Below are 18,226 nucleotides of genomic sequence, written 5' to 3'. Positions count from 1 at the left end.
GTATGTCCGCTCCTATCGCAAAACCTATCGAGATCAAGAAAAGCCTGATCGACATGGTCATCGCCGGCCTGCTGGCGCTGATCGTGTTCGGGCCCATCGTCGGCATCGTGCTCGACGGTTACAGCTTCAACCTGCAGCCGACCCGCGTGGCCTGGCTGGTGGCGGCGGTCATGGTCGGGCGCTTGCTGATGAGCCTGTTTCTGCAGACGCCCAGTGGCGTGCGCCTGTCCCAGCGTTTCGAGGGCTCGGGGTCGGGGGTGCACGTGTTGCCGCCCAATCACAAATCGATCCTGCGCTTCGTGCTGCCGGCGATCGTACTGCTGGCGGTGCTGTTTCCGTTCATGGCCAACAAGTACATCCTCACCGTGGTCATCCTCGGGCTGATCTACGTGTTGCTGGGGCTGGGCCTGAATATAGTGGTCGGCCTGGCTGGCCTGCTCGACCTTGGCTACGTGGCTTTCTACGCCATCGGTGCCTACGGTCTGGCGTTGGGCTATCAGTATCTGGGGCTGGGTTTCTGGTCTGCGCTGCCGCTGGCGGCGATTGCCGCGGCGCTGGCGGGGTGCATTCTGGGTTTCCCGGTGTTGCGCATGCACGGTGACTATCTGGCGATCGTGACCCTGGGCTTCGGCGAAATCATCCGCCTGGTGCTCAACAACTGGCTGTCGTTCACCGGCGGGCCGAACGGTGTGCCGGTGCCGTCGCCGACCTTCTTCGGCCTCGAGTTCGGCCGTCGCGCCAAAGACGGCGGCATACCCATCCACGAGTATTTCGGCTTCGAATACAACCCGGACCTCAAGTTCATCTTCATCTACGCCGTGCTGTTCCTGGTGGTGCTGGCCGTGCTGTACATCAAGCACCGCCTGACGCGCATGCCGGTCGGTCGCGCCTGGGAGGCGCTGCGAGAAGACGAGATCGCGTGCCGCTCCATGGGCTTGAACCACGTACTGGTGAAGCTCTCGGCCTTTACCTTGGGCGCTTCGACCGCCGGCCTGGCCGGGGTGTTCTTCGCCAGCTATCAGGGCTTTGTCAATCCGACTTCGTTCACCTTCTTCGAGTCGGCGCTGATCCTCGCCATCGTCGTGCTGGGCGGCATGGGTTCCACCGTGGGTGTGGTGATCGCCGCGTTCGTCCTCACCGTGGCGCCGGAGCTGCTGCGCAGCTTCGCCGAATACCGCGTGCTGCTGTTCGGCGTGCTGATGGTGCTGATGATGATCTGGCGGCCGCGTGGGTTGATCCGCATCAGCCGTACGGGTGTGGTGCCGCGCAAAGGCGTGCTGAAAACCGAGGGGGCCGCGCAATGAACAACGAAATAGTGCTCAGCGTCGATCACCTGCAGATGCACTTCGGTGGCATCAAGGCCCTGAGCGATGTCAGCCTCAAGGTGCGGCGCAACTCCATCTTCGCCCTGATCGGCCCCAACGGCGCCGGCAAGACCACCGTGTTCAACTGCCTGACCGGTTTCTACAAGGCCACCGGCGGGCGTATTCAGCTGCATGCTCGCGGCCGCGATACCAACGTTATCCAGCTGCTCGGCGAGCCTTTCCAGCTGGGTGATTTCGTCTCGCCCAAGAGCTTTCTCAGCCGTCTGTATTACAAGATGTTCGGCGGTACTCATTTGGTCAACCGCGCCGGGCTGGCGCGGACCTTCCAGAACATTCGTCTGTTCAAGGAAATGTCCGTGGTCGAGAACCTGCTGGTGGCCCAGCACATGTGGGTCAACCGCAACATGCTGGCTGGCATCCTCAACACCAAGGGCTACCGCAAGGCTGAAGAAGACGCGATGAACACCGCCTTCTACTGGCTCGAAGTGGTCGACCTGGTGGACTGCGCCAATCGCTTGGCTGGCGAATTGTCCTACGGCCAGCAACGCCGCCTGGAAATCGCCCGCGCCATGTGCACCCGCCCGCAGGTGATCTGCCTGGACGAACCGGCGGCCGGCCTCAACCCGCAGGAAACCGAAGCGCTCAGCGGCATGATCCGCCTGCTGCGCGACGAACACGATATGACAGTGGTATTGATTGAGCACGACATGGGCATGGTCATGGGCATTTCCGACGATATCGTGGTGCTGGACCACGGCAACGTGATCGCGGCCGGCGGCCCCGAGCAGATTCGCAACGATCCGAAAGTGATCGCGGCCTACCTGGGCGCCGACGAAGAGGAGCTGGTATGAGTACGCCGATCCTCGAAATGAAAGATATCGACGTCCATTACGGGCAGATCCAGGCGCTCAAGAAGGTCTCGCTGCATATCAATGCCGGCGAAACCGTCAGCCTGATCGGCTCCAACGGCGCGGGCAAATCCACGCTGCTGATGTCGATCTTCGGTCAGCCGCGGGCCAGCGCCGGGCAGATCCTCTATCAGGGCACCGACATCACTCAGAAGTCGTCGCACTACATCGCCTCCAACGGCATCGCCCAGTCGCCGGAAGGCCGCCGGGTGTTCCCGGACATGTCGGTGGAAGAGAACCTGATGATGGGCACCATCCCGATCGGCGACAAGCACTCCAGCGAAGACATGCAGCGCATGTTCGAGCTGTTCCCGCGGCTCAAGGAGCGCCGCAACCAGCGCGCCATGACCATGTCGGGCGGTGAGCAGCAGATGCTGGCCATCGCTCGTGCGCTGATGAGCCGGCCTAAGCTGCTGTTGCTGGATGAGCCATCGCTGGGGCTGGCACCGATCGTGGTGAAGATGATCTTCTCGACCCTGCGCGAGCTGGCGCAGACGGGCATGACCATCTTCCTGGTCGAGCAGAACGCCAACCACGCCCTGAAACTGTCGGACCGCGCCTATGTGATGGTCAACGGCGAGATTCGCCTGACAGGCACCGGGCAGGAGCTGCTGAGCAACGATGAGGTGCGCAACGCCTATCTGGGCGGGCACTGATTCTATATGCCGCCTTTAATCAGGGCGGCATTTTTCTACTTGGGAACTTTATAAGTCCAGCGGTGCAAACAGGCCAGCCCGATAACTAAGCTTAGAAATATTCCTGAAAGTGCTAATGTTTTTGTAATAAATGTTAGTTGCTGGATGAGGGTAATGGAGTCAATCATCCTTTGTATGCAATCAGGGTCGGCAACGTATTGGGTCGTGGGGCCGGCTACTTTGGATTGCAAACACTGAGGCACTCCGCTAGGAAGTTCCCATAGTATAAATATGAATATGGCTAGTAAATATATGGTGCTCCATTTAATGATTTTCTTTTGGAACATTGTTGGTGTTACTTTGATTTCGATTTTCATCGTCGTCCTGCGAATGTTAAGGCATTCCATTTTGGGGGGAGGTGGTATTCAATTTTTTCGGGGTGCGGTCGATATTTTTGTTTTATCCTAGCTCCAGGTTTTCCTAGGTCGGGGCGTTTTACTCTAAGGTACTTATCTACTTCGCAGAAGATATTTTGACAGTCAATTAGTTGTAGATTTCGATTTTTCAGAGGCGTAAAGTTTAGATTGAGTCTTTCGAATTCATCCTCCTGTATGTCTGTCATGTATTCAATTATGTAAGTGTAGTCACGTGGATTCACTTCGTTGAAACATTTATTTATGCCCCTCGTTGCCCCAGGTCCTGCTATAACAAAATCAGACTCTATGGCATCTGAGAAATCGCTATAAGCAAGGTCTACCGCATATTGGTATGCTAAAAATTTACCGATGCTTGGTAATATAAGTAGGCTTTCGAAGATGCCACCTAAGTCTTTCAGCTCCCAAGTAGACTTATGCATGCCAATTTCAATCATGTGTGCGAGCATGTGTAAATTATTTTCATGCTTTGTAGCGCTGCCCCATTCCCTTTTTCCCGAAGGCATAATGTAAGCTGCGGAATAAATTTTTTTGCCACTCTCCTTGATCTCATTAAGCGCAAGTGTGTATGTCTCAACGTTAAACTCTTTAACTGATATTCGGCCTACCAGCCTTTCCAATTCTTGCCATGTATCAATTTTGTTGAATAATTTATAAAGTATTGTTCGAAAGAACACATCTTCTGCCGTTGCGTTTGGCTCAGATATAATATTCTTGACTAGGAATTGGCTCGTACGGTCAAGCACTCGATAACAATTCGTGAATTTGTAATCCGCCAAAATGGGGTCTTCAGTGTCTTTCACGCCGTTGCATGAGGCATGAAATTTCTTTTGCCGGGCAGCTGCGAAATACCAGTATTCATCATAAGCTGTTGATTTTTTTAGATTTTTTTTAATTTTTATTTGCATGCTACAGGCCGATTAGCTTGCCGATGTTCTCGGCGGCTTGAATTATTTTTTCCCTTAACGCAAAAGCTATAACTGTGGTAAAGACCGCAAATATAATAGTTGAGTACCGAGTGACAATCTTGCTCTCCAAGGTAAGTATGTCTTTCTTTAACTCTTCGATTTCTTTTTTTAGCTTAAAAGGTGAAAAAACTTCACCTGTCATATCTGAGATTTTATCGCTATCTAAATGCTGCACTGGATTCTTGCCAGACTTCCGATAATTAGCGCCTGAGTCTCTATCTAAATCTGCGTACCAGATAAGTGCAAAAGGTTTTTTCCGCTCAAGTACGATGTCCTTGGGGCCTGCATTATAAACGGAGAAGGTGAGCTGTCCTTGCCAACCAGGGTCTACGTGAAATCCTGAAACGTTAATTAGGCCTTTGAACTTATATTTCGCTTTGAACGATATTAAGGCGATAGCATAACTTGGGACAGAGACCGTTTCTGCAGTGATGATGAGGGCGAATTGCCCTTTTGGAATGATGAACTGAGGATTTTTGTCTTCTAATATCTGCTTGACATTTGAATCGCTATCATTGCTCGGCGTAATGTAAATTTCATTGCCAACGGTCAGAGAAATAGCTGCGCAGTCCACTTCAATTCCGAAATGGTTACCTTCTGCATTTTTTACTAGCTGATCCTTGAGTTCCTCAAGCTTATCACCACTCCAAAACATTATGTATAACCGTCCCTGTAGTTCCCAAGCTCTTCGAAGAACATGCTTTTGCTTTCAACTGAAAATAAGCGAGTCGCAATTCTTTGTGTGATGTTATCAATTTTTAAAAGGCTGGTAAGTGCGAGCAGCAGTTCAAAGACTACAGATATACTTTCCAGTATTTTTTCTTTGAATGCAAAGGACTCAAGATGGTCGAGAGATTCCACTGCTTTACAAAGCTTTCCTGTTTCTCCTGTTATTTCGATGGCAAGGCCAAGTGTTGAGTTACTACTCGTGCGCTTGAGGTCTAAGCAGCCGTGTGCTAGCTCCGATAGGCTGGAGGCGTCAAGATACTCTTGGTTGATCAAATCAATAAGAGGTTTGTTGAAAATGTTGGCTGAAGAAATACTTATGATCATAGCATCGATAACAGTTTTCTCGATGCACTCATGGTCATTTGTATACGCAGCAGTAGTGAGTTTTGCACTGTATTTAGATAAGTGCAATACCATATGCGTAATTCGCTGTTGAACAGTTAGTAGCCAAATTTCTTTATGGTACTTTTCGTCATGCTGCAGTTGTTTCCATTGTAACTGTTTGAGTTGACTGAAAAGTGACATAGTCAATTCCTATGGTCGTTGAAGCTTTTAGAAACAGAATATGGATGCCCTAAGAGTAGGACAAAAATACGGTTTCAGATTCTACACAGTTTTTTTTTGCGGATAAATGCCTTTTACGTTTAGCATTGATTTTCATAAGGGTGGTGATGAAAAGCTGTCTTGTTCTGCCCGATTATGGACGGTGTCCTCACTGCGTCACGAACCATCGTGGCCGAGTTTGACAGCTCGATAGATAGGCGTAATCGTGCCACTAGCTGCATGCAGAACGCTCCAATTCTGTATGTACCGCTACAACTACAGAAATTCTGTAGCGTTTTATGGCAGATCGTGTGGGGAGACCCTTGTGGCCTGTCGACCCTATCTCCGGTCTGTCGACCCTACACCCTCTGCCAGCCTATTGAGCTGCTGAGCAACGATGAGGTGCGCAACGCCTATCTGGGCGGACACTGATCCCAACCTGTGGTGAGGGGCTTGCTCCCGATGCGGTGTGTCAGTCACTGATGCGGTGTCTGATGTACCGTATCGGGAGCAAGCCCCCTCGCCACAGGGATCGGGTGCTTCCTGCGTTTTGTGGAAAACACTTTTCGACCCCCTCCAAACCGCGACATAAAGCCGCTGTAATTCATTGTTTTGTCACAACTTCGAGTTGTCCCCGTTTGCTGTGGGGTGGGCTGTGGGTAACTTGGGTGTACTTGCCTGTAAGCCTTGATTGGCGTGGCCTGCAGGCTTCTGATCGTTTTTTGATCAGCGGATTTTTCCAGTTCGACAATCCCATTTGTCAAGGTGCTTATCCACTGGGCAGATGGCCATTTTTCCATTGCGCAACCCTGTGGATAAGTCTGTGAACAAGCCTTGGAAACATGGCGCTGGACGGTAGCGGGACTGGCCTGGGGCCATCTTGTCCATTCGCCTGCCCAAACGGGGAGGACGAGTGATGGCCGTCAGGTCAAGGCAAATACTTTCGAATCGCGCTGCAAGCCGCGCCATGCAAGGCTTTGGCGGTTATCCACTTGCCCACGGTTATTGTGGAACCGACTGTGGATAAGATGCGCATAACCGGCTGCGAGGCTTCTAGATCGGGGGTTTGCGCCACCTGATCATTTTTTGCTCGATTGTACAAGTCACTTGCTGGCGCCCGGCCACGCGGGCATGCTCTGTGGCCGGTGACCTTTACCTCTGGAGAAGAAGATGACTGATACCGTTTTTATTACTGGTGCCACTTCCGGGTTTGGCGAGGCCTGCGCTCGCCGTTTCGCCGATGCAGGGTGGTCGCTGGTGCTCACGGGGCGCCGTGAAGAGCGTCTGACCGCGCTGGCAGCCGAACTGTCGAAGAAGGTAGCGGTGTTGCCGCTGGTGCTCGACGTCCGCGATCGCAAGGCCATGGAAGCCACGCTGGGCAGCCTGCCTGCCGAGTTCAGCGACATTCGCGCGCTGGTCAACAACGCCGGCCTGGCCCTGGGCACCGATCCGGCGCCCAAGTGCGACCTGGATGACTGGGACACCATGGTCGACACCAACGTCAAAGGCCTGCTGTACGCCACGCGTCTGCTGCTGCCGCGTCTGATCGCTCACGGCAAGGGTGCCAGCATCGTCAACCTGGGCTCGGTGGCCGGTAACTATCCGTATCCGGGCAGCCATGTGTACGGCGCCACCAAGGCGTTCGTGCGCCAGTTCTCGCTGAACCTGCGCAACGACCTGCAAGGCACCGGCGTGCGCGTCACCAATCTGGAGCCGGGCATGTGCGAAAGCGAGTTCTCGCTGGTGCGCTTCAATGGCGATCAGGCCAAGTATGACGCCACCTATGCCGGCGCCAACCCGATCCAGCCGCAGGACATCGCCGAGACCATCTTCTGGATCCTGAGCCAGCCTGCACACATCAACATCAACTCGCTGGAAATCATGCCAGTAACTCAGTCGTGGGCAGGTTTTGCGGTGGAGCGGCCGGGCAAGGCGTGATCCGGCTTTGATTGTGGTGTTGACGCCGCTGGCCCCTTCGCCAGCAAGCTGGGCTCCCACAGGTGTGCGGCTTGATATCGGGTGACACTGTGGGAGCAGGGCTTGCCCGCGAAGGCGGCCGAGAGACCGGCGTCGCTGGTCACTGTTGCAGCGCTGCCGCCAGTCCCTGATAGCTGGTCGCCAAGTGATACGGGGTGGTCGACGGCATGTCATGGCGGCTGATCTCGCCGCCTCCGTCGCGGCATTCGTACCAGCCCACGGGGCGCAGGAAGCGCTCGCGCAGTACGGCCAGCTGGGCAGCAACGCGGTCGCCAGCACCAGCACGCAGCGTCAATGCGCGCAGGTATTCAGCCTGCGCCCAGATACGCTGAGTGGCGTCCCGTACGCTGCCGTCGGGGTGCAGCATTGCCAGCACCGCGCTGTCCTTCACGCCATGGGCTTCGGCAAAGCCGAACGCTTGTTCCAGCGAGCGGTGCAGCGGGCTGCCGCGCAGCGTTGGCGACGACACCACCAGGTAATACCATTCGAACTGGTGCCCCGGCTCGAACCAGTTATCCACAGCCCCTAGCGGCTTTTCCAGCATCAAGTTATTCACAGGCTCGACGAAGTGCTTGTGCATGGCGTTGGTCAACGCCAGCAGGGCCGTATGCACCTGGGCGTCATCGCGCACGGCGAGGGCGGCGAGGAAGGCTTCGGTGAGATGCATCAGCGGATTTTGCAGCGGGCCTTCGCCCAGGCTCGACCAGTCTCGCGCCAGGCAGGAATCGTAGAGGCCGTCGCGGGTCGCGAACTGCTCCAGGATCACCGTCAGCGCGCCGTCCAGCACCGAGGCCACGAAGGGCTCGCGGATCTTGTCCCAGTAGTGGGCGCAGGCAAACAGGATGAAGGCGTGGGTGTAAAGGTCCTTGCGGGTGTCCAGGGGCTCGCCCTTGGCGTCGACGCTGTAGAACCAGCCACCGTGTTCGGCATCGTGAAAATGCCGCTGCAACGAGCGGAACAATAGCCCTGCGTGCTCATGGGCCCCGGGGTGCTGGCCGATCAGGCTGGAAAACACATACAGCTGGCGCGCGCAGGCCATGGCGCGATAGCGCTGCGGCGGCAACGGCCGATGCTCGGCATCGAGGGCTTCATAGGGCAATGCCAGTTCCGCGTTCCAGCCGGGGCCGCTCCACATCGGCACGATGGTATGCATGAAATGGTGTTGCACATCGGCAAAGGCCGCGGTCATTTCAGGCGCAGCGGTAAATCCGGGAACGTGAGGCATTGGCAGGAAGTCATCGCGTCGGGCAGGGATGGATGCGCGATATGGTAGCAGGGGTGGCGGGGCAGTACACGGTTGGTCGATGCAGCGTTTCCCGGTGGGAACGCGCAAAAGCCCGTTCCCACAGGGATGACCGCGATCAGGCAGCCAGCAACCAGACCCCGGCCACGGCCGACAGCGCGCCCAGCGCTCGCACCAGCGGCGCGGCGGCTTGCGGCAATACCCGCACCAGACCGTATCCGGCGGCATGCAGCACTGCGGTAGCGGTCACGAAGCCCGCGGCATAGGTCCACGGGCTGGACATCTCAGGCAGTTCCAGGCCGTGAGCGACGCCATGGAACAGCGCGAACAGCGCGGTCGCGGTCACCGCCAGCACCAGCGGCGGTCGTACCGCCAGCGCCACGGCCAGGCCCAGCGCTAGTACCGAAGCGGCGATGCCGCTTTCCAGTGCCGGCAATTGCAGGCCTGCAAAACCCAGCACGCCGCCGATCAGCATGGTGCCGACAAAGGTGCAAGGCAGTGCCCAGCGCGCCGCACCTTGTTGCTGTGCTGCCCACAGGCCGACGGCGATCATCGCCAGCAAGTGGTCCATGCCGGTCAGCGGGTGGGCGATGCCGGCAATCAGGCCGGTGCCGTGGCCAGGGTGGGCGAAAGCGGCGGCCGGGGCCAGCAGCAGGGCGAAGGTAGCGAGGATTTTGTTCAGGTTCATGCAGACGCTTCCCTGTAGGCAATGTCGAGGTGGTGGATTGATAGCGATCAGGCTGCGGTGAGCAGGCCCTGGCGTTCGATGAAGGCGATGATCGTCTCCAGGCCCTGGCCGGTCTTCTGGTTGCTGAAGACGAAGGGCTTGTCACCGCGCATGCGCTTGGTGTCGCCATCCATCATTTCCAGCGAGGCACCCACCAGCGGCGCCAGGTCGATCTTGTTGATCACCAGCAGGTCAGATTTGCAGATGCCCGGGCCGCCTTTGCGCGGCAGCTTGTCGCCGGCCGACACGTCGATCACATAGATGGTCAGGTCCGACAGCTCTGGGCTGAACGTGGCCGAGAGGTTGTCGCCGCCGGATTCCACCAGAATCAGGTCCAGGCCGGGGAAGCGCCGGTTCAACTGGTCGACTGCTTCAAGGTTGATGGACGCATCCTCGCGGATCGCGGTATGCGGGCAGCCACCGGTTTCGACTCCGATGATGCGCTCCGGCGCCAGGGCCTCGTTGCGCACCAGAAAATCGGCGTCTTCGCGGGTATAGATGTCGTTGGTGACCACGGCCAGGTTGTAACGCTCGCGCAGGGCCAGGCACAGGGCCAGGGTGAGGGCGGTCTTGCCGGAGCCGACCGGGCCGCCGATACCAACACGCAGAGGCTGAGAGTTCATCGATATTCTCCTAGGAACGGAACAGGCGGCTGTATTGGCGTTCGTGGGCCATGCTCGCCAGGGACAGGCCAAACGCGACGCTGCCGTAGTGTTGAGGGTCAAGGGTAGTGGCCAGCTGCTGGGCTCGCTGCAGATACGGCTGCAATTCGCTGGTCAGGCGTTGCGCAGCTTGCTGGCCGAGCGGCAAGGTCTTCATCAGTACGGCCAACTGGTTTTCCAGCCAGCTCCACAGCCAGGCGGCCAAGGCGTCGGCGGGGGCGATCTGCCAGGCCCGGGCGGCCAGCGCCCAGCCGAGGGCCAGGTGGGGCTCGTCGGTGGCGTGGAGAAAATCCCGCGCCGCGTCATCCAGCTCGGCCAGGCCGAGGAGCAATTGCTTGAGCGAATATCCCATCTGCCGGCTTTCGAGCTGCAACTCGCGGGTCTCGCGGCTGCTGCGGTGCTGTTCGCAGAGCACGCGCAACTGCGCCCAGTCCTGATCCTGCGCGGCCCGGCAATGGGTCAGCAGCAACGGCGCTTCGAACCGGGCGAGGTTGAGCAACAGTTGGTCGCTGATCCAGCGCGCGGCAGCCTGTGGGTCATTCACTCGGCCATTTTCAACGGCCATTTCCAGCCCTTGGGAATAGCTGTAGCCGCCGATCGGCAACTGCGGACTGGCCAGGCGCAGCAGGGCCCAGGCCGGATTCATTTACGCACGCCGAATTGATGCAGCTTGGGCGCGTAGTTGAAGTCTTCATCGCCGTGGCGGGAATGATGGTGGCCGCCGCCGTAGGCGCCGTGCTCCGGCTGGAACGGCGCTTCGATGGCCGCGGTGGTGGCGCCCAACTGCTCGAGCATGGCCTTGAGGACGTAATCGTCGAGCAGGCGCAGCCAGCCGTCGCCGACTTGCAAGGCGACGTGGCGATTGCCCAGGTGATAGGCGGCGCGGGTCAGTTCGAAGGCGTTGGCGCAGGTGACGTGCAGCAATTGCTCAGGCCGCGCGACCACGCGCACCACGCGACCGTCCTCGGCCTCCAGGCATTCACCGTCGTACAGCGGCGGCTGGCCGCGTTCGAGAAACAGCCCGACGTCTTCGCCTTCGGCACTAAAACAGCGCAGGCGGCTTTTGCTGCGGGCTTCGAAATTCAGATGAATTTCGGCCGACCAGTCAGGTTTTTTTTCGATTCTGCGGTGGATGACCAGCATTCAAAGGCTTCCAGCTAATAGCGGTGGCTAGGACAGAGCAAGTGTCTTGCCAATCGGAGCCAGGCACGAAAATGCTAGCAAAGCCGCGCGATACGCGTGAATAAAGGGCGCACGAGCGCGCGCTTTTGGGGCGATACCGTTATGGATGATCATTATTGGTGCGTGCCGAGGAGCTTAGCTATCCAGCCCCTGCCAGTGCCGCGCGCCGACGAAGATGAAGCGTAGCTGCTGGATGATCTTGGCTTCTGGCGACAGGTACGCGGGCAGTGGATGCGGCGGCGGATCGATCAGCTCGGGCAAGGTGGCAAACACCGACTTCACCACCAGGTCGGCCATCACTGACAGCGACGCGGCGTCCAGGTGTTGCCAGCGCGGCATTTGCCCGAGATCCGCAGCCAGGTCCGAGCTGATGCCGTTGCGCAAGGTGGTCAGCGCCTGGCGCACGGGCAGCGAGCCGCCATATTGCTCGCGGGCCAGAAACAGGAATTGCGGACGGTTGGCGGCCACGGCATCGAGGAAGATGCGCACCGAGGCATCGGTGATACCGCCGAGAATCAGCTCGTTATGCCGAACCAGGCGAATGGTGGCGCGAAAGGTTTCGCCCACTTCGCTGACCAGCGCCAGGCCGAGGTGGTCCATGTCTTCGAAATGCCGATAGAAGCCAGTGGGGACGATACCTGCTGCCTTGCTGACTTCGCGCAGGCTGATGCTGCCGAAACCTCTACCGGACGCCATCAGTTGCCGTGCGGCTTCCAGGAGGGCCTGTCGGGTCTGCAGTTTTTGTTCGGCGCGCGGGAGCATGGGCTGGCTGGCTTTCTGGGAGGGCAGCCTTGCACTTTAGCAAATCGATGAGAGGGGGGCGAACTGCAGATGGGTCAAGCGGGGCGGGAAAGCATTGCGCTAGAGGGGTAAAAGCGAAAAAGCAAAAGCCCGGTTGATTTGCCGGGCTTTTTTCAGGGGCATCAAACTCAGCTCACTTGAGTCAGGTTACGGTCGGCACCATCTTGAGCGACAGTGTTCAGCGAACGATCAGCACCGTCTTGAGCGACAGTGTTCAGCGAACGATCAGCACCGTCTTGAGCGACAGTGTTCAGCGAGCGATCAGCACCGTCTTGAGCCACCGAGTTCAGCTGACGATCAGCACCGTCTTGAGCCACCGAGTTCAGCTGGCGATCAGCGCCGTCTTGAGCCACCGAGTTCAGTTGACGATCAGCACCGTCCTGAGCCACCGAGTTCAGTTGACGATCAGCACCGTCCTGAGCCACCGAGTTCAGTTGACGATCAGCACCGTCTTGAGCAACCGAGTTCAGCTGGCGATCAGCACCGTCTTGAGCAACCGAGTTCAGTTGGCGATCAGCACCGTCTTGAGCAACGGTGTCCAGCGAACGGTCAGCACCGTCTTGGGCGACAGTGTAAGTGTGGGAAATCGACGCAGCGCTGGTTTTCATTTGGCTGGACAGGTCTTGATGTGTAACCGGTGCAGCGAAAGCGTTTGCAGCCAGAATCGAGAGGGTCAGGGTAAGCAGCATTTGGCGTTTCATGATGGGTTGCTCCGTGTAAGGGCGATAAGTTGTCTACGGAGCCAATACTACTCCCGAGAATTTGATATAAAAGTTCATAAGGGCAATGGTAACAATCAACCAAATTGATTGTTTGCTACAGGCCGCGCCAATCAAGGCTTCCAGCGAATTGAAAATGCCCTGCTTCGGGGATTTTCGGGGCGCTGACGCTTCATCATCGAGCGCATTGATAGTTCGGAAGATCCGCTGCTGGCAGGAAAAATCGAAACCCGAGGGGGATTTGTCAGTCACAGCCTATATAGCTAAAGCGCGCTCACGCCTGAGTAGGCCGCTGTCATCAGGAGAAAGCCGCATGTCGCGCACAGGAAAAGTCATCAGCTGGACGCTAGCCACCCTCGCGGTATTGCTGGTCATCATTGTTGTCGTCATTGCCACCTTCGACTGGAATCGGCTCAAGCCGACCATCAATGAAAAGGTCTCGGCAGCCCTGCATCGACCCTTCGCCATCAATGGCAATCTGACGGTGGTGTGGCAGCGCGAGCCTGATGAAGGCAGCTGGCGCGCCTGGGTACCGTGGCCGCATTTCGTCGCCGAGGACATCAGCCTGGGCAACCCCGACTGGTCTAAAACCCCCCAAATGGCTGGCCTCAAGCGTATCGAGTTTCGCCTGGCACCCTTGCCTTTGCTGGCGGAGCGCGTGGTCATCCCGCGTATCGACCTGACCGAGCCGAGCGCGGACCTGCAACGGCTGGCAGACGGGCGCGCCAACTGGACCTTCCAGTTCGATCCCAAGGATCCAAACGCCGAGCCTTCCAGCTGGGTGATCGACATCGGCGCCATCGGGTTCGACAAGGGCCACGTCACTTACAACGATGCCACGCTCAACGCGCAGATCGATGTCGTGATCGATCCCTTGGGCAAGCCCATCCCCTACAGCGAAATCGCGGGCAGCGGTGCGGCCAAGAAGGTCAGCGACCAAGGCGGCAGTGCCCAGGATTATGCTTTCGGCCTCAAGGTCGGCGGGCGCTACAAGGGCCAGGCGCTGGACGCTACCGGCAAGATCGGCGGCCTGCTGGCGTTGCAGGACGCCGCGCAACCTTTCCCCGTGCAGGTGGACCTCAAGGTCGAGCAGACACGCATCGCCGTAGTTGGCACCCTGACCGATCCGCGCAATCTCGGCGCGCTCGACCTGCGCCTGCGCTTGGCGGGCAGCAGCCTGGGCAATCTGTATCCGCTCACCGGGGTGACGCTGCCGGATTCGCCGCCTTACTCCACCGACGGCCATTTGATCGCCAAGCTGCATGAAGCCGGCGGCGCGTCGTTCAAGTACGAGGGGTTCAACGGCAAGATCGGCGACAGCGATATTCATGGCGACCTCGGCTTCGTCGCCAGCCAGCCACGGCCGAAACTGACTGGCGCGCTGGTTTCCAACCAACTGCTGTTCGCCGACCTGGCACCGCTGATCGGCGCCGACTCCAATGCCGAGCAGAAAGCCCGCGGTGGCGCCAGCAAGCAGCCGGCGGACAAGGTGCTGCCGGTCGAGCAGTTCAAGACCGATCGCTGGGCGGCCATGGATGCCGATGTCGAGTTCACCGGCAAGCGCATCGTTCACAGTGAAAAACTGCCGTTCACCGACCTCTATACCCACGTGATCCTCGATAACGGCCAGATCCGCCTCGAACCCCTGCGCTTCGGCGTCGCCGGCGGCAAGCTGGATGCCCAGATCGACCTCAATGGCCGCACCACGCCGTTGCAGGGGCATGCCAAGATCACTGCCCGTGGCTTCAAGCTCAAGCAATTGGCGCCGTCCTTTGCGCCGATGCAGACCAGCTTCGGCGAGCTCAACGGTGATGCCGACATCGCCGGCACCGGCAATTCGGTAGCGGCGCTGCTGGGCAGCGCCAACGGCAACCTGAAGATGCTGATCAACGACGGCACCATCAGCCGCGACCTGATGGAAATCGCCGGCCTCAACGTCGGTAATTTCGTGGTCGGCAAGATCTTTGGCGACAAGGAAGTGAAGATCAACTGCGCCGCCGCCGACCTCGGCATCAAGGACGGCTTGGCCAAGCCCAATCTGTTTGTCTTCGATACCGAGAACGCGATCATCTATATCGATGGCACCGCCAACTTCAAGACCGAGCAGTTGGACATGAAGATCAGCCCCGAATCCAAAGGCTTCCGCTTGCTGTCACTGCGCTCGCCGCTGTATGTGCGCGGGCCGTTCGCCAAGCCGGGCGCGGGTGTGCAGGCGGTGCCGCTATTGCTGCGTGGTGCCGGGATGATCGCCCTGGGCGCAGTGGCCGGGCCGGCGGCGGGCTTGCTGGCGCTGGTGGCGCCGAGCGGTGGCAACGAGCCCAACCAGTGCACGCCGTTGCTGCAGCAGATGCGCGATGGCAAGGCCCCCAAGACCGTGCCCTCGACCTGATCGAATCTGTAGCGAGGGGGCTTGCCCCCGAAAATAGTCAGTTCACACACATGTGTCGAATGAGCTGTTTTCGGCGGCGAGCCCCCTCGCTGCAGGGAAGATGAGGTATTGGCGTAGGCATAAAAAAACCAGGCATATACCTGGTTTTTTTTTAAGCGCTGAACATCACAGGCTGTCGTAGATATCCGCCATGTCATCGGCGTGTTCTTCTTCCTGGGCCAGGATGTCTTCGAAGATGCGGCGGGTGGTTGGGTCTTTCTCGCCGATGTACTGGATGATCTCGCGGTAGCTGTCGACCGCGATGCGCTCGGCGACCAGGTCTTCGTAGACCATTTCTTTCAGCGTATTGCCGGCTACATATTGCGCATGCGACAAGCCACTGATGAGATCCGGGTTGAATTCCGGCTCGCCGCCCAGTTGCACGATGCGCTCGGCCAGTTTGTCGGCGTGTTCGGACTCCTGCTCGGCGTGTTCGAGAAACTCGTCGGCAGCGATGCTGGATTTCAGGCCGTTGGCCATGAAGTAGTGGCGCTTGTAGCGCAGCACGCAGACCAACTCGGTGGCCAGGGATTCGTTGAGCAAACGAATGATTTCTTCGCGGTCGCCGCTATAGCCCTCGGTCACGGCGCCTTGGTCGACGTTCATGCGCGCGCGCTCACGCAGGGTGTTCTTGTCGGTCAGTTGCAAATTGATGGTCATTATCTCTCTCCAGGCTGGATACGGTCGGATCACGGTGAGCGCCACGCTCTCTGTTCGCCTTGGGGCAGGCGCCGGGCGTGGTCGATACTTAAGGTGTGAGTGGCTGGCGCGGCGAAAGTTTTACCCATTGCATCCAACGGCAACTTCAACGCGGCGCGCCAGCTCGGCGGGGTGTTACATGGCTTTCTGGTTGGCAGCGTGCTGCGCGCAAGTCATGAAGCCCTTGCTGTCGACATGGCCGGTGCCGTCGAAGCTGACGTAATAGGCCTGCTGCTTGCCATCACGGTTAAGCACATAGTTGTTGCAGGTACCGGCCGCCGACGTTGCGGTGCCGTCCTTGACGGTCGATGGGCTACCGCCGATGGCGATCACTTGCTGCATGGTCATGCCGGTCTCGACCTGCTTGACCAAGGGTTCGTTGCGGTAGGTGACGAAGTCCACCGGGTTTTCCGGGGTGGTCGAGCAACCGGCCACGGACGCCAATACACAAAATGCTGCCAAAGTTTGCTTGTACATAAAGGTCGCTCCTACGCTGGGCCGGTAGTGGCCATCTAATATGTAGGGCCACGGCGCAGCGCCAGAGTTCGATAAATCTTGCGTCGGGTTAAAGACTGGCGCCCCGGGATTGTCCGCGCACAAAATTTGTAAGCGAGTTTGTCTACACTCAGGGGCGAGGGCTCGCGTTCCGCCGTGCCACCAGGAGACCACTCCATGAAATGCTCGTATGTCGCGTTGATCTTGACCGGGTTGATGATGGGTTCGCAGGCGTTCGCCGCGACCGCGCAACAGGAAAAAATGAAGACCTGTAATGCCGATGCCAGCGCCAAGACCCTCAAGGGTGACGAGCGCAAGAGCTTCATGAGCAGTTGCCTGAAAGCCGCGCCGGCTCCCGCCGCCACCCAGCAAGAGAAGATGAAGACCTGCAACGCCGACGCCACCACCCAGGCCCTCAAGGGGGACGCGCGCAAGACGTTCATGAGCAGTTGCCTGAAAAAGAAATAACCGCTCTGTAGCGAGGGGGCTTGCCCCCGATGACGGTAGCCCGGCTGGATAGAGGTGGCTGATCCATCATTTTCGGGGGCAAGCCCCCTCGCTACACGGATGGTTCGCAGGCTACTGGCCCTGCGCCGCGAAGGCTGGCAGACTGCCCATCCCTTCACGCCGTTTGTCTTGAGGCTGTATGCCAACGTTCTCCCAGCGTCACGTATTGTTGGCCAGTCTAGTCATCGTCATGGGTGGGCTGTATCTGGTACTGCCTTTGCGCTTGTTGCCCAGCCTGCTCGCGGGACTGCTGGTGTTCGAGCTGGTCAATATGCTCACCCCGCAACTGCAACGGCTCATTGCCGGCCGCCGTGCGCGCTGGCTGGCGGTGGCGTTGCTGGGCACGCTGGTGGTCAGTGTGCTGGCGATGATTTTCGCCGGCATCATCAGCTTCGTGCTGCACGAGGCGGAAAACCCCGGTGCTTCGCTGGATAAGTTCATGGCGGTGGTCGATCGCGCACGCAGCCAGTTGCCGCCGTTCATCGACGCCTATCTGCCGGCCAGCGCCGCCGAGTTCCGCATCGCCATCAGCGGCTGGCTGGGCAAGCACCTGACCGATCTGCAGTTGATGGGCAAGGATGCCGCGCACACCTTCGTGACGCTGCTGATCGGTATGGTCCTGGGGGCCATCGTCGCCTTGCAGAACCTGCCTGATCCGACTCAGCGCAAGCCATTGTCCGCCGCCCTGTTCGACCGCCTGTCGCTGCTGGTCCAGGCGTTTCGCAATATCGTCTTCGCGCAGATCAAGATTTCGCTGCTGAACACCGCATTCACCGCGATCTTCCTGGCGGTAGTGCTGCCGCTGTGCGGAATCAAGCTGCCACTGACCAAGACCCTGATCGTACTGACGTTCCTGCTGGGGCTGCTGCCGGTGATCGGCAATCTGATGTCCAACACCCTGATCACCATCGTCGGCCTGTCGCTGTCGATCTGGGTGGCAGTGGCGGCGTTGGGGTATCTGATCGTGATCCACAAGGTCGAGTACTTCCTCAACGCACGGATCGTTGGCGGCCAGATCAGCGCCAAGGCGTGGGAGCTGCTGTTGGCGATGCTGGTATTCGAAGCGGCGTTCGGGCTGCCCGGGGTGGTGGCGGGGCCAATCTATTACGCCTATCTCAAGAGCGAGTTGCGGTTGCAGGGGTTGGTGTAACGGCGCGGACTCCTGTAGCGAGGGGGCTTGCCCCCGATTAAGGTGTGTCAGACACACTGCAATCGGGGGCAAGCCCTGTCTCTTCTACACCTCT

Annotated in this window: 19 protein-coding genes; 7 read left to right on the top strand and 12 right to left on the bottom strand. The window is 58.4% G+C overall.

Translation table 11 applies throughout. The features are described 5' to 3' along the window. The first annotated feature begins 2 nt into the window (after positions 1 to 2). From livM to AC3WJP_RS06785, 3 genes are read left to right on the top strand one after another with little or no spacing between them, the layout of a single operon-like run. The gene (livM, locus tag AC3WJP_RS06795) at positions 3 to 1,304 is read left to right on the top strand and encodes a high-affinity branched-chain amino acid ABC transporter permease LivM (protein ID WP_493720528.1); all 1,302 of its coding nucleotides are present in this window, start codon (positions 3 to 5) and stop codon (positions 1,302 to 1,304) included. Beyond that, positions 1,301 to 2,176 (top strand): ABC transporter ATP-binding protein, encoded by an 876-nt coding sequence (locus AC3WJP_RS06790; RefSeq protein WP_493720529.1) that lies wholly within the window; start codon positions 1,301 to 1,303, stop codon positions 2,174 to 2,176. Before livM ends, AC3WJP_RS06790 begins: the two co-directional genes overlap by 4 nt. After that, positions 2,173 to 2,889: an ABC transporter ATP-binding protein gene (locus AC3WJP_RS06785; RefSeq protein WP_493720530.1), complete on the top strand. Its 717-nt coding sequence runs from the start codon at positions 2,173 to 2,175 to the stop codon at positions 2,887 to 2,889. Before AC3WJP_RS06790 ends, AC3WJP_RS06785 begins: the two co-directional genes overlap by 4 nt. Positions 2,890 to 3,241: 352 nt before the next feature. On the opposite strand, the gene AC3WJP_RS06780 is transcribed toward AC3WJP_RS06785, so the two are convergent. From AC3WJP_RS06780 to AC3WJP_RS06770, 3 genes are read right to left on the bottom strand one after another with little or no spacing between them, the layout of a single operon-like run. Further along, positions 3,242 to 4,210 carry a nucleotide kinase domain-containing protein gene (locus AC3WJP_RS06780; protein ID WP_493720531.1) on the bottom strand — a complete coding sequence of 323 codons (969 nt, stop codon included), beginning with the start codon at positions 4,208 to 4,210 and terminating at the stop codon, positions 3,242 to 3,244. A gap of 1 nt (position 4,211) precedes the next feature. Then, positions 4,212 to 4,925: a dCTP deaminase domain-containing protein gene (locus AC3WJP_RS06775; protein ID WP_493720532.1), complete on the bottom strand. Its 714-nt coding sequence runs from the start codon at positions 4,923 to 4,925 to the stop codon at positions 4,212 to 4,214. Then, positions 4,925 to 5,524 carry a hypothetical protein gene (locus tag AC3WJP_RS06770; RefSeq protein ID WP_493720533.1) on the bottom strand — a complete coding sequence of 200 codons (600 nt, stop codon included), beginning with the start codon at positions 5,522 to 5,524 and terminating at the stop codon, positions 4,925 to 4,927. Before AC3WJP_RS06770 ends, AC3WJP_RS06775 begins: the two co-directional genes overlap by 1 nt. 1,188 nt (positions 5,525 to 6,712) lie before the next feature. On the opposite strand from AC3WJP_RS06770, the gene AC3WJP_RS06765 reads away from it, so the two are divergent. Continuing rightward, complete coding sequence (locus AC3WJP_RS06765; protein ID WP_493720534.1) at positions 6,713 to 7,480, top strand: SDR family oxidoreductase; 768 nt, start codon at positions 6,713 to 6,715, stop codon at positions 7,478 to 7,480. Between the two features lie 139 nt (positions 7,481 to 7,619). On the opposite strand, the gene AC3WJP_RS06760 is transcribed toward AC3WJP_RS06765, so the two are convergent. From AC3WJP_RS06760 to AC3WJP_RS06730, 7 genes are all read right to left on the bottom strand, one after another. Beyond that, positions 7,620 to 8,744, bottom strand: coding sequence for an AGE family epimerase/isomerase (locus tag AC3WJP_RS06760; RefSeq protein WP_493720535.1), 1,125 nt, complete (start codon positions 8,742 to 8,744; stop codon positions 7,620 to 7,622). 136 nt (positions 8,745 to 8,880) lie between these two features. Next, complete coding sequence (locus tag AC3WJP_RS06755; RefSeq protein ID WP_493720536.1) at positions 8,881 to 9,450, bottom strand: HupE/UreJ family protein; 570 nt, start codon at positions 9,448 to 9,450, stop codon at positions 8,881 to 8,883. 47 nt (positions 9,451 to 9,497) lie between these two features. Continuing rightward, the gene (gene ureG, locus AC3WJP_RS06750; protein WP_493720537.1) at positions 9,498 to 10,112 is read right to left on the bottom strand and encodes an urease accessory protein UreG; all 615 of its coding nucleotides are present in this window, start codon (positions 10,110 to 10,112) and stop codon (positions 9,498 to 9,500) included. Positions 10,113 to 10,122: 10 nt separating this feature from the next. Further along, positions 10,123 to 10,797, bottom strand: coding sequence for an urease accessory protein UreF (locus tag AC3WJP_RS06745; RefSeq protein ID WP_493720538.1), 675 nt, complete (start codon positions 10,795 to 10,797; stop codon positions 10,123 to 10,125). Beyond that, a complete protein-coding gene (gene ureE / locus AC3WJP_RS06740) occupies positions 10,794 to 11,294 on the bottom strand; it encodes an urease accessory protein UreE (protein ID WP_493720539.1) in 501 nt (166 codons plus the stop codon). Before ureE ends, AC3WJP_RS06745 begins: the two co-directional genes overlap by 4 nt. A gap of 174 nt (positions 11,295 to 11,468) precedes the next feature. Next, a complete protein-coding gene (locus AC3WJP_RS06735) occupies positions 11,469 to 12,095 on the bottom strand; it encodes a TetR family transcriptional regulator (RefSeq protein ID WP_493720540.1) in 627 nt (208 codons plus the stop codon). A gap of 167 nt (positions 12,096 to 12,262) precedes the next feature. Continuing rightward, positions 12,263 to 12,835 (bottom strand): phage infection protein, encoded by a 573-nt coding sequence (locus AC3WJP_RS06730; protein WP_493720541.1) that lies wholly within the window; start codon positions 12,833 to 12,835, stop codon positions 12,263 to 12,265. Positions 12,836 to 13,166: 331 nt separating this feature from the next. Here AC3WJP_RS06730 and AC3WJP_RS06725 point away from each other — a divergent pair, with 331 nt between their 5' ends. After that, positions 13,167 to 15,242 carry an AsmA family protein gene (locus tag AC3WJP_RS06725; RefSeq protein ID WP_493720542.1) on the top strand — a complete coding sequence of 692 codons (2,076 nt, stop codon included), beginning with the start codon at positions 13,167 to 13,169 and terminating at the stop codon, positions 15,240 to 15,242. Positions 15,243 to 15,407: 165 nt separating this feature from the next. Here the strand turns inward: AC3WJP_RS06725 and AC3WJP_RS06720 are convergent, their stop codons facing one another. Continuing rightward, positions 15,408 to 15,941 (bottom strand): ferritin-like domain-containing protein, encoded by a 534-nt coding sequence (locus tag AC3WJP_RS06720; RefSeq protein ID WP_493720543.1) that lies wholly within the window; start codon positions 15,939 to 15,941, stop codon positions 15,408 to 15,410. Positions 15,942 to 16,115: 174 nt separating this feature from the next. Beyond that, entirely contained in the window at positions 16,116 to 16,457 is a 342-nt protein-coding gene (gene osmE, locus AC3WJP_RS06715) for an osmotically-inducible lipoprotein OsmE (RefSeq protein WP_493720544.1), read from the bottom strand. A 195-nt stretch (positions 16,458 to 16,652) separates the two neighbouring features. On the opposite strand from osmE, the gene AC3WJP_RS06710 reads away from it, so the two are divergent. Beyond that, positions 16,653 to 16,943 (top strand): PsiF family protein, encoded by a 291-nt coding sequence (locus tag AC3WJP_RS06710; RefSeq protein WP_493720545.1) that lies wholly within the window; start codon positions 16,653 to 16,655, stop codon positions 16,941 to 16,943. A 178-nt stretch (positions 16,944 to 17,121) separates the two neighbouring features. Next, complete coding sequence (locus AC3WJP_RS06705) at positions 17,122 to 18,132, top strand: AI-2E family transporter (protein ID WP_493720546.1); 1,011 nt, start codon at positions 17,122 to 17,124, stop codon at positions 18,130 to 18,132. Positions 18,133 to 18,226 lie beyond the last annotated feature (94 nt).

The sequence above is a fragment of the Pseudomonas sp. GW821-FHT01A09 genome (assembly GCF_058986725.1).
Note: the sequence above shows the minus strand (reverse complement) of the source record. Positions and strands in the feature narration are given on the sequence as shown.

Coding starts and splice junctions, on each gene's coding strand:
- AC3WJP_RS06720 (WP_493720543.1), bottom strand. CDS start 15,941: ATGACCATCAATTTGCAACTGACCGACAAGAACACCCTGCGTGAGCGC.
- AC3WJP_RS06705 (WP_493720546.1), top strand. CDS start 17,122: ATGCCAACGTTCTCCCAGCGTCACGTATTGTTGGCCAGTCTAGTCATC.
- AC3WJP_RS06770 (WP_493720533.1), bottom strand. CDS start 5,524: ATGTCACTTTTCAGTCAACTCAAACAGTTACAATGGAAACAACTGCAG.
- AC3WJP_RS06765 (WP_493720534.1), top strand. CDS start 6,713: ATGACTGATACCGTTTTTATTACTGGTGCCACTTCCGGGTTTGGCGAG.
- AC3WJP_RS06735 (WP_493720540.1), bottom strand. CDS start 12,095: ATGCTCCCGCGCGCCGAACAAAAACTGCAGACCCGACAGGCCCTCCTG.
- AC3WJP_RS06730 (WP_493720541.1), bottom strand. CDS start 12,835: ATGAAACGCCAAATGCTGCTTACCCTGACCCTCTCGATTCTGGCTGCA.
- osmE (WP_493720544.1), bottom strand. CDS start 16,457: ATGTACAAGCAAACTTTGGCAGCATTTTGTGTATTGGCGTCCGTGGCC.
- AC3WJP_RS06710 (WP_493720545.1), top strand. CDS start 16,653: ATGAAATGCTCGTATGTCGCGTTGATCTTGACCGGGTTGATGATGGGT.
- AC3WJP_RS06785 (WP_493720530.1), top strand. CDS start 2,173: ATGAGTACGCCGATCCTCGAAATGAAAGATATCGACGTCCATTACGGG.
- AC3WJP_RS06755 (WP_493720536.1), bottom strand. CDS start 9,450: ATGAACCTGAACAAAATCCTCGCTACCTTCGCCCTGCTGCTGGCCCCG.
- ureE (WP_493720539.1), bottom strand. CDS start 11,294: ATGCTGGTCATCCACCGCAGAATCGAAAAAAAACCTGACTGGTCGGCC.
- AC3WJP_RS06760 (WP_493720535.1), bottom strand. CDS start 8,744: ATGCCTCACGTTCCCGGATTTACCGCTGCGCCTGAAATGACCGCGGCC.
- AC3WJP_RS06745 (WP_493720538.1), bottom strand. CDS start 10,797: ATGAATCCGGCCTGGGCCCTGCTGCGCCTGGCCAGTCCGCAGTTGCCG.
- ureG (WP_493720537.1), bottom strand. CDS start 10,112: ATGAACTCTCAGCCTCTGCGTGTTGGTATCGGCGGCCCGGTCGGCTCC.
- AC3WJP_RS06775 (WP_493720532.1), bottom strand. CDS start 4,925: ATGTTTTGGAGTGGTGATAAGCTTGAGGAACTCAAGGATCAGCTAGTA.
- AC3WJP_RS06790 (WP_493720529.1), top strand. CDS start 1,301: ATGAACAACGAAATAGTGCTCAGCGTCGATCACCTGCAGATGCACTTC.
- AC3WJP_RS06725 (WP_493720542.1), top strand. CDS start 13,167: ATGTCGCGCACAGGAAAAGTCATCAGCTGGACGCTAGCCACCCTCGCG.
- AC3WJP_RS06780 (WP_493720531.1), bottom strand. CDS start 4,210: ATGCAAATAAAAATTAAAAAAAATCTAAAAAAATCAACAGCTTATGAT.
- livM (WP_493720528.1), top strand. CDS start 3: ATGTCCGCTCCTATCGCAAAACCTATCGAGATCAAGAAAAGCCTGATC.